Raw genomic sequence first — 12,762 nt, forward strand, 5'->3', positions numbered from 1 at the left:
CGGTCATGAAAATGTTCAAAACCATGGGCTTCCGGGCGGGCCTGGTGTCGGCGCTGCTGCTGCTGGTGTTTTTGGTCGGCTGGCAAGCGGCCACCCGTACCTCAACCGTCACAGGCCCGGCCGGTGCACCTGCCTTGAGCGCCGAACAGATCGAATACCAGAAAATGATGGGCAAGGACGCCGGCAGCGGCAAGGGCTCGGGCTTTCCCACGCCCTTGCAAATGGGCCAGACATTTGTCGCCCAGCTGAGCGACCCCTTCTATGACCGCGGCCCGAACGAAAAGGGCATCGCCATCCAGCTCGGGCATTCGCTGGGGCGCGTCGCGCTCGGCTTTTTGCTGGCTTGCATCGTAGCGATTCCGCTGGGCTTCGTGATCGGCATGTCGCCCCTGCTGCGGCGGGCACTGGACCCGTTCATCCAGGTGCTCAAGCCGATCTCGCCGCTGGCCTGGATGCCGCTGGCGCTCTACACCATCAAGGACTCGTCGGCCTCGGGCATTTTCGTGATCTTCATCTGCTCGATCTGGCCGATGCTGATCAACACCGCCTTTGGCGTGTCGGCCGTCAAGCGCGAATGGCTCAACGTGGCCGCCACGCTGGAAGTGAGCCCGCTGCGCAAGGCCTTTCTGGTGATCTTGCCGGCCGCAGCGCCGACCATCTTGACGGGCATGCGCATTTCCATGGGCATTGCCTGGCTGGTGATCGTGGCGGCCGAAATGCTGGTGGGCGGCACCGGCATTGGCTACTTTGTCTGGAACGAATGGAACAACCTGTCGCTGACCAACGTGATCTTTGCCATCGTGGTGATTGGCGTGATGGGCATGCTGCTGGACCTGATGTTCGCGCAACTGCAAAAGTGGGTGACCTATGCCGAATAAACCTTCCGCCGTATCCAGCCCGGTGGGGCCCAGGCCTTTCGTGCAGATCGAGGCGCTGGCCAAGTCCTATCCGGGCAATGCCGAGCCGGTGTTCGACGAGGTCAATGTCCAGATCGAGCGCGGCGAATTTGTCTGCATCATCGGCCATTCAGGCTGCGGCAAGACCACCATTTTGAATGTGCTGGCCGGGCTGGAAACCGCCAGCGCCGGCCATGTGTTCATGGACGGACGTGAAGTGTCCGGCCCCAGCCTGGAGCGCGGCGTGGTGTTCCAGGGCCATGCCTTGATGCCGTGGCTCACAGTGCGCAAGAACATCGCCTTTGCGGTGCGCTCCAAATGGCCGGACTGGCGCGCCGCACAGGTCGATGCGCAGGTCGAGAAATACGTCGCGCTGGTGGGCCTGACGGCAGCGCTCGACAAAAAACCGTCGGCGCTGTCGGGCGGCATGAAGCAGCGCGTCGGCATTGCCCGGGCCTTTGCGATCGAGCCCAAGATGCTGCTGCTTGACGAGCCCTTCGGCGCGCTTGACGCGCTGATGAGCATCGTGCGTGAAACCCGGCAGTCGGTGTTCATGATCACCCACGACGTGGACGAGGCGGTGCTTCTGGCCGACCGCATCATGCTGATGAGCAACGGCCCGCAGGCCCGCGTGGCCGAGATCGTGCGCAATACCATGCCGCGCAACCGCCAGCGCGCCACGCTGCACCACGACCCGGCCTACTACCCGATACGCAACCACCTGGTGGATTTTCTGGTGACGCGCTCCAAGGACCTGTCGCATGGCAGGGCACCCGCGCACCCGCCCACGGTCGAGCCGGGCCGCGCGGCTGTCCCTGCAGTGGTTCCTCCCGTGCTGAAAGCCGTCGCATGAATACCACTGACATGCCCCGTCCGCCGCTGCCGCCCTTCACGCTGGAAACCGCGCGCGAGAAAGTGCAAAAGGCCGAGGACGCCTGGAACAGCTGCGACCCCGACCGGGTGGCGCTGGCCTACACCCAGGATTCGGTCTGGCGCAACCGGGCCGATTTTTTCTCGGGTCGGCCGATGATCCGCGAGTTCCTGAAGCGCAAATGGGCGCGGGAACTGGACTACCGGCTCAAGAAGGAACTTTGGGCCTTCACCGATAACCGCATTTCAGTACGCTTTGAATACGAATGGCACGACGACGCAGGTTTCTGGTTTCGCTCCCACGGCAACGAGCAATGGGAGTTCGATGCACTGGGCCTGATGTGCCGGCGCGAGGCCAGCATCAACGACGTGCCGATCAAGGCAGCCGAGCGCCAATTCCACTGGCCCCGTCCCGTGGCCGCCTGATCCTTCTCTTTTTTACTCTCGCCACAACCCAAGGAAGCACATGAACCGCAACGACATCACCGAAAAAATCATCACCGCCAAGGTCAGCCAGGGCATCACCTGGGACTCCGTGGCCAAGGCCGTCGGCCTGAGCAAGGAATGGGTGACCGCCGGCTGCCTGGGCCAGATGACCTTTGACACGGCGCAGGCGGCCACCATTGGAGACATCTTCGGATTGACCGAGGAAGAGCGCAAATGGCTTCAGATCGTGCCCTACAAAGGCTCACTGCCGACCGCCGTGCCGACCGACCCGCTGATCTACCGCTGGTACGAGATCGTCAGCGTCTACGGCACCACCATCAAGGAGCTGATCCACGAAGAATTCGGCGACGGCATCATGAGCGCCATCGACTTCAGCATGGACATCGTGCGCCAGCCCGACCCCAAGGGTGATCGCGTCAATGTGGTGCTGTCGGGCAAGTTCCTGCCGTACAAGCAGTACTGAAGCGGCCGGCCGTGCTTGGCTGGCAGTGCGAGGTGCTCAGCCCGAAACACTGCGCTACGCAGGTGGTTTCAAGCTAAACAGAGCGCAGATGCCCTGACGGGCAAGTTCCGAACATTGGCAAGCGCTGGAATTAACCGACCCATTTGCTACAAAATTAATAGCTATTAGCTCAATATCTGCCTTCGCCGTCATTGGTTTTTCTCCTTCCCCCGCTGAGGTAAGGCCGGGAGGGGGCCTCCCCGAACAGGTCTGCATGCCAGAACGACTTTTGCCAGTAATGTAAAGACGCTCTGGCAACGCTGCGGATTCGATCTCTGCGTTTTAGATTTATTTCTTTGGCTTTGGTTGGTTTTTCTGTGGTTTTAGGGTTGAGCGCCTGCCCGGCGGGAGGAAACTTTTTTATGGCAGAAAAGAAAGTCACTAAAGAAAGTTGCCTGGAGGCGGAACAGGGTCAGAGCTGGACGCTCCGACGGGCCTTCGCTTTACTGGGCCCTTGGTTCCCTGATCGTTGGCCCGGAGCCAATGCCGTCACTGGCTGTTTCTAGCGCTCACTCGTCCACAGCTTCACGCTCTTTCGGTTTTTACCGGCTTTTGCAAATTGAAAGGTTGACCAAGAGCAACATCCTGGAAATTTGCATGCATTTTTTTACGCTCAAGTTTCAAAATCTGGGGATGGGCATTCGCGGATGAAATGGCGCTAATAACCTCAACGGCAATGTGATCTGCCTTGTAGGAATGTCCCATGCAACGTCGAATACACATATCACGCAATTTTCGGCCGCTTGGGTTTTGCAGCAATTTTTTGCTGACTCAACGACATCTGACTCAGACTGAAAACGCCACGTCGGGGTCGCCGGATTGAGAACTGGCGGGGCCATCGGGCACCCAGGTGGTTAAAGGTCATGCTACTTGCACCAGCGGAAACCAGGGGGAAACCATCCGGTTTTTCGTCTACACCCGCGCGCCAGTGTGCAAGCGCTAGGGCCCAGGGGATGCGTTTTGCGACATTGCCGAAAAAAAGCCCACCTGACAGTGCTGTCCAGCCCCGTCACAGGCCTTGTCGAATGCGACTGAACTGGCGGGCCTCCAGATGGCAACACAGGGATGTGTGTCCGAAAACAGACAAACCGCATAGAACAGCTCAAAAGTTTTACCGCAGCCCTTCCAACATGACCTTGAGAAGTTCGAATGGAAAGTCCACCGTAAGGACCGAAAAATAGCAAACTGACAATCGCCCAACCTGGATCTCTTCAGATTTTTTACATATTAAAACAATTAATTTGTGTATAACCAATCAAAATGCGTGGTCAAGCATTTTTATCAAAATTTATTGCGTATCAAGAATATCTATTTTTTTAAATATGTAATGAAAATTCATTCATTCATTCATTCATTCATTCATTCATTAATTAAGCCAGTGCGCGTTCTGAGCTGATTGGCATAAAAACCAAGGCAATGCATCGGCTTGATCAGGCAATGACTCTTGTCCTTTAATTAATGCTCATTGCATCGCGTGCCAACAGTTCTCTCAAACAGATTGCCCAATCCCGACAATGCCATCTAACACTGTTTTATTTATGTTGTTTGTAGCTGCATTTGTAAAATAACAATAAACCTTCAAAATGACCACGTCAGATAAACTTGCAAAGTTTTTAAAAACCAGATGGACAAGCAAGTTTGCTGCTTTACTGCTGCTTATGGGAATCAGCCATTCAGCCATGGCGCAGACCTGTGCAGTCAGTCCAAATTGGGCGCAGGCTAGCTCTTACGCAGTCGGAAGTATTGTCAAATATACAGATGAAAATCTATATATTGCCAAAGTACTCACACAACCCGGTATTCGACCCACCATTAGCACTTATTACTGGGCGTTGAAATCAACGTGTACGGCGCCAACGCCAACGCCAACGCCAACGCCAACGCCTACACCAGTACCGGCACCTGCCGTTGTCTGTGGAAGCACTGTATGGGTGACGGGACGGCAATATGTCGCCGGAAACGTTGTCTCCTACACGGATGGCAACCTGTATGTCGCCAAGTTCAGCAACCCCGGTTACAACCCGACCGTCAGCACCTACTTCTGGTCGCGTTACTCGTGCGCGCCTACGCCTACGCCTACGCCTACGCCTACGCCTACGCCTACGCCTACGCCTACGCCTACGCCTACGCCTACGCCTACGCCTACGCCTGCGCCTACGCCTGCGCCTACTGGTGTTTGCACAAGCACTGTGTGGGTCGCCGGACGGCAATATGTCGCCGGGAATGTTGTCTCCTATACGGATGGCAACCTGTATATTGCCAAATTCAACAACCCAGGCTACAACCCGACCATCAGCACTTACTTCTGGTCGCGTTATCTATGCAGCCCTGCGCCAACACCAACACCAACACCAACACCAACACCAACACCAACACCAACACCAACACCAGCACCCACGCCTGTACCCACACCAGCGGTTAAATTTCATGGTCGATTTGACTTCACCAATCCAGCAGCGCCCCGTTACTCCTGGTCCGGATCTTCCATGTCGGCGCAGTTCACGGGCACTTCAATCTCGGTCACATTGAATGAATCGGACGCCCGGGTTTACTATGCCTATGTGATCGATGATCAGCCGGTCAAGAGGTTTTCAGTTTCTGCCGGCACCAATGTGTACACCTTGGCCACCGGTTTGAGCAATGGCACGCACAAGGTGCTGCTGATGCGAGAGTCTGAAGGCCATCAGGCAGGCCCTTCGCAGTTCGTGGGTTTTTCGTTGGATGGAACAGGCCAGCTTATGCAGCCCCCTGAATACCCCAACAAATACCGTCTGGAGTTTGTCGGAGACTCGTTCACTGCGGGGTTCGGCAATATCGGCGTGCAGCCTTGCGGATTTTCTACTGAAACCGAAAGTGCCTTTTGGTCGTACGCCCAGCAAACAGCACTGCAGCTGGGTGAAGCGCCTGCGACAAATATCAGTATTTCAGGCATCGGGATCTATCGCAACAACGGCGATGCGGGTCCGACAGCCAGCAATCCGTCAATGCCTTTTTACTATCCTCGAAACCTGACTGGCGAAGCAAACAGCCCGGGCGCGCCTTCCATCGTTCCGGCAATGCAGCCAACGGTCGTGGTCGTGTATCTAGGAACCAATGATTTTTGGAACGGACCGCCAAATCAGACAGATTTCGTTACTGCCTATGTCGAACTTTTCAAAACCATTCGCGCACGTTATCCATCGGCGATGCTCATTGCAGCGACTCATACGGGAAGCGAGCAGCAAGGCTATGTACAAGCGGCTTATAACCAGATGCTCAACAGTGGCGAAACAAAAATTCGCTATGCTGACTTCTTGATCAGGGACTGGAACGGCTGCAGCGGCCATCCCACCAAGGCCGCTGACCTGGAGATCGCGAACTATCTTGCGCAGTTCATTCGAAACCTGGGGCTTTGACAAAGCAGTGCGGAGGTCTTGGAGAGTCATGTGGCGATCTCTTCAAGACTGGCTTGCAGAACAAATCGAGCACCAGCCTGTTCCTGGGGCGAACCTGTTAACAGGGCGCGGTCGGGCAGGTTCCTGCGGTGCAAGCCGTGTCGCGCAGCCAGCCCGAGCGTTGAACCAAGGCATGCAGCATCAGCCGGCCGGGCAAGACCTCAGTGCGCCCGGCTGAATTCACATATAAAAATGCCTTTTCCACCCGACTGGCGTGCACTTATTGCTATTTATTAAATAGCAAATACTACATCGCTTGCAATCAGTCGCATGGCAAGGCCAGTTGAAAGCCGGGGGCGTTGGTCCTAAACTGCGCTTTTGCCTTGCATTCCCAATGCCCGCCAAGCCATGACCTTCAACGCCCCGCTTTTCCTGCTGCTCGCGGGGCTTTGCATGCTGCCGGGCCTGCAGGCCCAGCCGGCGCCGCTTGCCAGCCAGGCGGGGGTGCGTACCCCAGACGCCCTGCCCACCCTGCGCAGCCAGGCCGAATTCGACGCGCTGGCGCGTGTCCACAACCCCGGAACGGCGCTGGCGCTGCCGCATGTGATGTTTGCCATCGACCGGCTGCCCGTGCCGGCGCGCATGCATTACCTCAACACACCGCGCTTTGGCCTGCACGAGCATTTTGTCCGCCGGACCGGCCTGATGCCGCGCGCCGACGCGCAGGCCATTAAAAGCAACTACCTGCGCCCGGACCGCCGCTTTCTGTTCGGCACGGTCAGCTGGCAGCCTGATATGGCGTCCTTCACCTATGAATTCTGGGAAGGCGACCAGCTGACCGAGCCGCTGCTGCGCCAGGCCGACCAGCTGCTCAAGGCCAGCTTTTTCGCGCCGCTGCAGCTCAAGACCAGCTCGACGCTGCACGAGCGCCTGGCCCAGAAGACGGGCCTGGCTTTCGTCACACAGGAAGCGCTGATTCGCCAGCAGCCTTTCATGGCGCTGAACCCGGGCGTGGCCATTGGCCGGCTGCGCATCGTGGAGAAGGCTGACGATGCCGACACGCTGCGGCCGGACGACATTGCCGTGCTTCGGCAGGTTCCGCTCAGCCTGGCGCCGGTTTCCGGCGTGGTGACTGAACGGGCCTCGACCGTGTTGTCGCATGTCAATCTTCTGGCCAAGGGCTGGGGCATTCCGAATGCCTATCTGCGCGATGCGGCCGGCCTGCTGCGAGCGCAGGCGGGGCAATGGGTCGAACTGAAGGTGGCGGCATCCGGCTACCAGCTGCGCCGCTTGACAGCGTCTGAAATTGCTGCATGGCAGCTTCGCCAAAAACAAGCTAGCCCTCAAAAAGTCGTGTCCGTCGCCAAGCCGGACCTGGGCGAAACCCGGCTGTGGCCGCTGGTGGCGCTGCGGCCCCGGCACAGCGCGCAATGCGGCGCCAAGGCTGCCAACCTGGGCGTATTGCAGCTTGCGGGCATTGCCGGCACGTTTGTGCCCGACGGCTTTTGCATTCCGTTTTCGCAGTACGACCGCTTCATGCGCGCCCACCGCCTGGCCGACCGGCTGGCGCAGATGCAGCAAATGCCCGGCTTCAAGACCGACCCGAAAATCCGCAAGGAGGCGCTGGCCCGGCTGCGCGGCGAGATCGTGCAGTGGCCGCTGGACCGCCCGACAGCGGCCGACTGGCAGGCGCGCTGGCAAGCCCAGCTGGGTGGCGGGGGCGTGTTCGTGCGCAGCTCGTCCAATTCGGAGGACCTGCCCGGTTTCAGCGGCGCCGGGCTCTACACCACCGTACCGAATGTGCTGACCGGCGAGGCGCTGGAGCGCGCGGTGAAGACGGTCTGGGCCTCCGTGTTCAACTTCGAAGCCTGGGAAGCGCGCAGCGCGGCGCGCTTTGCGGCCGACGCGGTGATGATGGGCGTGTTTGTGCAGTCGGCCATCGACGCGGCCAACGCCGGCGTGATGATCACGCGCGACCCGTTCAGCCCCGCCGGCTGGCATGTCACCTACATTTCGGCCAAGCGCGGCATCGGCATCCGGGTGGTCGAAGGCCAGCGCGTGGCCGAGCAGGTCATGTATTCAAGCTGGTCCAAAGCCATCCAGGTGCTCAGCCGGTCGGCCGACGACACCGCGCTGCAGCTCGACCCGGCCGGCGGCGTCCGGCAGGTGCCGGTCGCAGTGGGCCGCGTCGTGCTGAACGACGCGCTGGTGCTGCGCCTGGCCGATGTCGGCGCGGGCGTCAAGCAGGTGTTTGGCGGCGTGGACCAGGACATCGAATGGGCCACGGTAGGCGAGCACATCGCGCTGCTGCAGGCGCGGCCTTATGTGGACCGGAGCACGGCGCCGCCCAGACCATGAATTTATAGTAAAAAATGCTGTTTCCGCTTGATGAAAAAGGGGTTATCGCTATCAAAAAAATAGCTTGCTAATTTGCACTGATACGCAGGCAAAATAAGGCCATGAACTCTCTTCAAGGCATCCGCATTCTCGATTTGTCCCGCGTCCTCGCGGGCCCGTGGTGTACCCAGACGCTGGCCGACCTGGGGGCCGATGTCATCAAGATCGAGCGTCCGGGCAGCGGCGACGACACGCGCACCTGGGGGCCGCCGTTCCTGAAGAACGACGACGGCACGGAAACCCATGAAGCGGCCTATTACCTGGGTGCCAACCGCAACAAGCGCTCGGTGACCTGCGACATTGCCCAGCCGGTCGGCCAGGCCTTGATTCGTGAACTGGTGCTGCACTGCGACGTGTTCGTCGAGAATTTCAAGGTCGGCGACATGGCGCGCTACGGGCTTGACTATGCCTCGCTCAAAACACTGAACCCGCGCCTGGTCTATTGCTCGGTCACCGGTTTCGGCCAGAACGGGCCGTATGCCGAACGCGCCGGGTATGACTACGCCATCCAGGGCATGGGCGGGCTGATGAGCGTGACCGGCGAGCGCGACGACCTGGGCGGCGGCCCGCAAAAAGTCGGTGTCGCCGTGGCCGACCTGATGACCGGCATGTACGCGACTGTCGGCATATTGGCCGCACTGCGCCATGCCGAAAAAACGGGTGAAGGCCAGCAGGTGGACATGGCGCTGCTCGACACGCAGGTCGCCATGCTGGCGAATCTGGGCGCCAATTATCTGGTCAGCGGGAAAGTGCCGCAGCGCGTCGGCAATGCGCACCAGAACATCGTGCCCTACCAGGTGTTTGAGGTCGCGCCCGCCGCCGACGGCAGCAAGGACCACCTGATTCTGGCCGTTGGTAACGATTCGCAGTATGTGAAGTTCTGCAAGGTCGCAGGCATTCCCGAACTTGGCGTGAATCCGCTGTTTGCCAAGAACCGTGACCGGGTGCACAACCGTGCCCAGCTGGTGCCGATTCTCGAAAGCATCATGAAGCTGCGCGGCAAGGCCGACTGGCTGGCTGCGCTCGAAGCGGCCAAGGTGCCGTGCGGCGCCATCAACAACCTGGCCGAGGTGTTTGCCGACCCGCAAATCGAAGCGCGCAACATGGTCACGCACTGGCAGCATCCGTTTAAAAACGACCTGCCGCTGGTGGCCAGCCCGATCAGGCTCAGCGCCACGCCGGTTCGCGGGCCGGGCCAGGGCGGCTTGGCACCGCCGCTGCTGGGCCAGCACACCGACGAAGTGTTGCGCGAGGTGCTGCATTACTCCGATGCGCAACTGCTCACGCTGAAAGCTGCTGCGGTGATCTGATGGCCAACTTTGTTCTGGTGCATGGCGCGTGGCACGGTGGCTGGTGCTGGCAACGCGTCACCCGGGCGCTGCAATACCAGGGCCACCGGGTGCACGCGGTCACGCTGACCGGCCTGGGCGAACGCGCCCATCTGTTGTCCGCCAGCATCACGCTGGACACACATATCGACGACGTGCTCAATCTGATCGAGGCCGAAGAACTGGACAACGTGGTGCTCGCCGTGCATTCCTATGCCGGCATGATCGGCACGGCGGTGGCCGACCGTCTGGGCCAGCGCCTGAAGCACCTGGTGTATGTCGATGCGGTGCTGCCCAAGCCTGGCGAAAGCTGGAGCAGCACGCAGTCCAGCGCCACCCAGCAGCAGCGCCTGGCGGCCGCCCGGGCGTCGCCGCATTTCAGCTTTCCGCCGCCCGACCCGGTGGTCTTTGGCCTTCAAGATGCCGACCATGAATGGGTCCGGCGCCGGCAGACGCCCCACCCCGGCAACACCTACCAGGCGCCACTGCAGTTCGACATGCAGCGCGTCGCCGCCGTGCGGCGCTCCTTTGTCAGCTGCACCCAGCCCGCGCTGGCAACCATTGCGCCGAGCCGGCTGCGGGCCAGGGATCCGCTGTTCTGGAACGGTGCCTGGCTGCCGAATACGCAATATATCGAGATTCCAACCGGCCATGACCCGATGATCAGCGAGCCTGCGGCCCTGGTTCAACTCCTGCTCGACAGCAGCGCCCAAGCAGACGCTGCACCTTAAACCACCAGACTCGCTCCTTCTTTGCCGATGGTGCCCGGCGTTACAACTTCGCCTGTAGGGGCCAACAAACCGACATTGACCAACCCCTGGGCACATTCACCCGAGGGCTGCTGCAGTGTCCCGGCATCAGGGTAAGGCATAAATTCCGAGCCAGGCATTAGTCCGACCGGCTCATTGCAACTGTCACCAACCGTTTCAATAATTGCATCGTTCGCTAGAAGTAGCGGAATGAAAAATTGACAAGAAAACGTGTTTAACCTCGACCCGCTCCACTGCCTCCCCAAGCGGTTTTGAAGCGTCGAGACAGCGCAACGCAATGAAGACTTACCTTCAACGACTGGACAGGTCCGCACCATGAATCAAATTTACAGCCTTGTTTTAAACCACGCCACCGGCGCTTGCCAAGCCGTTTCCGAAGTTGCCAAAGGCAGCCACAAGGCGGCCTCGGCCACGAGCGGCGAATCCTGCTCGCCACGCAGGAGCCGGCTGGCCAGCGCCTGCCTGATCGCACTGGCGACATTGGCAGGCACCAGTGCCTGGGCGCAGAACACTTCCGGATCCATCACGGGCGCCCCGGGCACCAATGGCTCGCCCGGCGTCTTAACCGGCACGAATGGCACTGCAGGCGCTGACGCCGTGCAAACCATCAGCGACGGCACCCATTCGGGCGTGCTCACAGGCGGCGTCGGCGGCAATGGTGGTTCGAGTCTTGCGCTTGGCGGCGACGGCGGCAGCGGCGGTGCCGGCTTGAGCAACGCCGTCAACAACGTGGGGGTGTACAACACCGGAAGCATCCAGGGTGGCCAGGGCGGTAACGGCGGTAACGTCGGCATTGGCCTGACACCTGGCCTGGGCGGCGCTGGCGGTAATGGTGTGTTGATAACAGCACCCACCAGGCTTTTCATCAATGACGGAATTATTGAGGGCGGACGCGGAGGTCTTGGTGGTCCAACCTCATCAGCGGGCGGTGTAGGGGTGTCAGCCACTGTCGCGACTTCGTTCGAGAGCTCAGGCACCGTGCGCGGCGGCTTGTCGGGCGACGGCTTGAGCCGTGCCGATGCCATTCGTTTTACCGGCGGCAACAGCTTTCTCGGTTTGGTTTCCACGTCCGTTATAGAAGGCAACGTCGTTGGCAGCCTCTCCAACAGCGACACGTTGGGCCTGTCAGGAAGCACCGACGCCAGCTTCAACACCGCGCTGATCGGGCCGACCGCGCAATACCGCAACTTTGCCGGCTTCCAGAAACTCGGCAGCAACACCTGGACGCTGACGGGCAGCACCACGGCGCTGACGCCCTGGCAGATTTTTTCCGGCACGCTGGCCATCTCGTCAGACGCAAACCTTGGCGACGCAGCTGGCGTGCTAACCCTGAACGGAGGCACGCTGCGCAGCACGGCTGACATCATCACCAACCGCGCCATGGTCCTGGGTCAAGGCAGCACTCTGGAGACCGATACCGGCACAAAGTACACGTCGAATGGCGTGATGTCGGGACCTGGAAAACTTACGAAGGCGGGACAAGGCACGGCAATTTTTACAGCCGACAACACCTACACCGGCGGCACGACCATCACTGCGGGCACGCTGGAGTTGGGAAATGGCGGCACGATTGGCTCTATCGTAGGCAACGTGGCCAACAGCGGAACACTCGCGTTTAACCGCTCTGACGCTGCAGCCTTTGACGGCGCGATTTCGGGGGCAGGTAACGTGCAACAACGTGGCACCGGCACAACAACGCTGACGGGCGCCAACACCTACACCGGCGGCACGACCATCACTGCTGGCACGCTGGCGCTGGGCAATGGCGGCACGACCGGCACCATCACCGGCGACGTGGCCAACAGCGGAACACTGGCATTCAACCGCTCCGACGCTGCAGCCTTTGACGGCGCGATTTCGGGAGCAGGCAACGTGCAAAAACGTGGCACCGGCACGACAACGCTGACGGGCGCCAACACCTACACCGGCGGCACGACCATCACTGCGGGCACGCTGGCGCTGGGCAATGGCGGCACGACCGGCACCATCGCCGGCAACGTGGCCAACAGCGGAACACTCGCGTTTAACCGCTCCGACGCTGCAGCCTTTGACGGCGCGATTTCGGGGGCAGGTAACGTGCAACAACGTGGCACCGGCACGACAACGCTGACGGGCGCCAACACCTACACCGGCGGCACGACCATCACTGCGGGCACGCTGGCGCTGGGCAATGGCGGC

Annotated in this window: 12 protein-coding genes and 1 pseudogene; 10 read left to right on the forward strand and 3 right to left on the reverse strand. The window is 60.2% G+C overall.

Annotation, left to right across the window (positions count from 1 at the left end):
* Positions 1-5 precede the first annotated feature (5 nt).
* The 4 genes from ntrB to cynS are packed head-to-tail and all read left to right on the forward strand — an operon-like array spanning position 6 to position 2,676.
* Positions 6-878 (forward strand): nitrate ABC transporter permease, encoded by an 873-nt coding sequence (gene ntrB / locus IWX87_RS10520; protein WP_196863465.1) that lies wholly within the window; start codon positions 6-8, stop codon positions 876-878.
* Complete coding sequence (locus IWX87_RS10525) at positions 868-1,749, forward strand: ABC transporter ATP-binding protein (RefSeq protein WP_196863466.1); 882 nt, start codon at positions 868-870, stop codon at positions 1,747-1,749. The genes ntrB and IWX87_RS10525 overlap by 11 nt, the downstream gene beginning before the upstream one ends.
* Entirely contained in the window at positions 1,746-2,192 is a 447-nt protein-coding gene (locus IWX87_RS10530) for a nuclear transport factor 2 family protein (RefSeq protein ID WP_196863467.1), read from the forward strand. Before IWX87_RS10525 ends, IWX87_RS10530 begins: the two co-directional genes overlap by 4 nt.
* Positions 2,193-2,232: 40 nt before the next feature.
* Positions 2,233-2,676 carry a cyanase gene (gene cynS / locus IWX87_RS10535; protein ID WP_196863468.1) on the forward strand — a complete coding sequence of 148 codons (444 nt, stop codon included), beginning with the start codon at positions 2,233-2,235 and terminating at the stop codon, positions 2,674-2,676.
* A gap of 169 nt (positions 2,677-2,845) precedes the next feature.
* Here cynS and IWX87_RS10540 read toward each other — a convergent pair whose 3' ends face one another.
* From IWX87_RS10540 to IWX87_RS10550, 3 genes are all read right to left on the reverse strand, one after another.
* On the reverse strand, positions 2,846-3,097 hold the full coding sequence (locus tag IWX87_RS10540; RefSeq protein WP_196863469.1) for a hypothetical protein: 252 nt from the start codon (positions 3,095-3,097) through the stop codon (positions 2,846-2,848).
* A gap of 143 nt (positions 3,098-3,240) precedes the next feature.
* Entirely contained in the window at positions 3,241-3,420 is a 180-nt protein-coding gene (locus IWX87_RS10545) for a hypothetical protein (protein WP_196863470.1), read from the reverse strand.
* A 784-nt stretch (positions 3,421-4,204) separates the two neighbouring features.
* On the reverse strand, positions 4,205-4,396 hold the full coding sequence (locus IWX87_RS10550) for a hypothetical protein (RefSeq protein ID WP_196863471.1): 192 nt from the start codon (positions 4,394-4,396) through the stop codon (positions 4,205-4,207).
* A gap of 754 nt (positions 4,397-5,150) precedes the next feature.
* On the opposite strand from IWX87_RS10550, the pseudogene IWX87_RS19660 reads away from it, so the two are divergent.
* The 6 genes and pseudogenes from IWX87_RS19660 to IWX87_RS10575 form a co-directional block, all read left to right on the forward strand.
* Positions 5,151-5,453, forward strand: a pseudogene (locus IWX87_RS19660) (hypothetical protein); the annotation flags it as partial.
* Positions 5,454-6,110, forward strand: a complete 657-nt coding sequence (locus tag IWX87_RS19665) for an SGNH/GDSL hydrolase family protein (protein ID WP_231374723.1) — start codon at positions 5,454-5,456, stop codon at positions 6,108-6,110.
* Between the two features lie 387 nt (positions 6,111-6,497).
* Positions 6,498-8,447, forward strand: coding sequence for a PEP/pyruvate-binding domain-containing protein (locus tag IWX87_RS10560; RefSeq protein WP_231374715.1), 1,950 nt, complete (start codon positions 6,498-6,500; stop codon positions 8,445-8,447).
* A 101-nt stretch (positions 8,448-8,548) separates the two neighbouring features.
* Positions 8,549-9,796 carry a CaiB/BaiF CoA-transferase family protein gene (locus IWX87_RS10565; RefSeq protein WP_196863473.1) on the forward strand — a complete coding sequence of 416 codons (1,248 nt, stop codon included), beginning with the start codon at positions 8,549-8,551 and terminating at the stop codon, positions 9,794-9,796.
* Positions 9,796-10,545 carry an alpha/beta fold hydrolase gene (locus IWX87_RS10570; RefSeq protein ID WP_196863474.1) on the forward strand — a complete coding sequence of 250 codons (750 nt, stop codon included), beginning with the start codon at positions 9,796-9,798 and terminating at the stop codon, positions 10,543-10,545. Before IWX87_RS10565 ends, IWX87_RS10570 begins: the two co-directional genes overlap by 1 nt.
* A gap of 354 nt (positions 10,546-10,899) precedes the next feature.
* Positions 10,900-12,762 (forward strand): ESPR domain-containing protein (locus tag IWX87_RS10575; protein ID WP_196863475.1); only part of this gene is annotated, 1,863 nt, incomplete at its 3' end.

Origin of the sequence: Polaromonas sp. CG_9.7 (genome assembly GCF_015752205.1) — a bacterium.
Classification (GTDB): Bacteria; Pseudomonadota; Gammaproteobacteria; order Burkholderiales; family Burkholderiaceae_C; genus Polaromonas.

Coding starts and splice junctions, on each gene's coding strand:
- IWX87_RS10560 (WP_231374715.1), top strand. CDS start 6,498: ATGACCTTCAACGCCCCGCTTTTCCTGCTGCTCGCGGGGCTTTGCATG.
- IWX87_RS10530 (WP_196863467.1), top strand. CDS start 1,746: ATGAATACCACTGACATGCCCCGTCCGCCGCTGCCGCCCTTCACGCTG.
- cynS (WP_196863468.1), top strand. CDS start 2,233: ATGAACCGCAACGACATCACCGAAAAAATCATCACCGCCAAGGTCAGC.
- IWX87_RS10565 (WP_196863473.1), top strand. CDS start 8,549: ATGAACTCTCTTCAAGGCATCCGCATTCTCGATTTGTCCCGCGTCCTC.
- ntrB (WP_196863465.1), top strand. CDS start 6: ATGAAAATGTTCAAAACCATGGGCTTCCGGGCGGGCCTGGTGTCGGCG.
- IWX87_RS10545 (WP_196863470.1), bottom strand. CDS start 3,420: ATGGGACATTCCTACAAGGCAGATCACATTGCCGTTGAGGTTATTAGC.
- IWX87_RS19665 (WP_231374723.1), top strand. CDS start 5,454: ATGCAGCCCCCTGAATACCCCAACAAATACCGTCTGGAGTTTGTCGGA.
- IWX87_RS10550 (WP_196863471.1), bottom strand. CDS start 4,396: ATGGCTGAATGGCTGATTCCCATAAGCAGCAGTAAAGCAGCAAACTTG.
- IWX87_RS10525 (WP_196863466.1), top strand. CDS start 868: ATGCCGAATAAACCTTCCGCCGTATCCAGCCCGGTGGGGCCCAGGCCT.
- IWX87_RS10570 (WP_196863474.1), top strand. CDS start 9,796: ATGGCCAACTTTGTTCTGGTGCATGGCGCGTGGCACGGTGGCTGGTGC.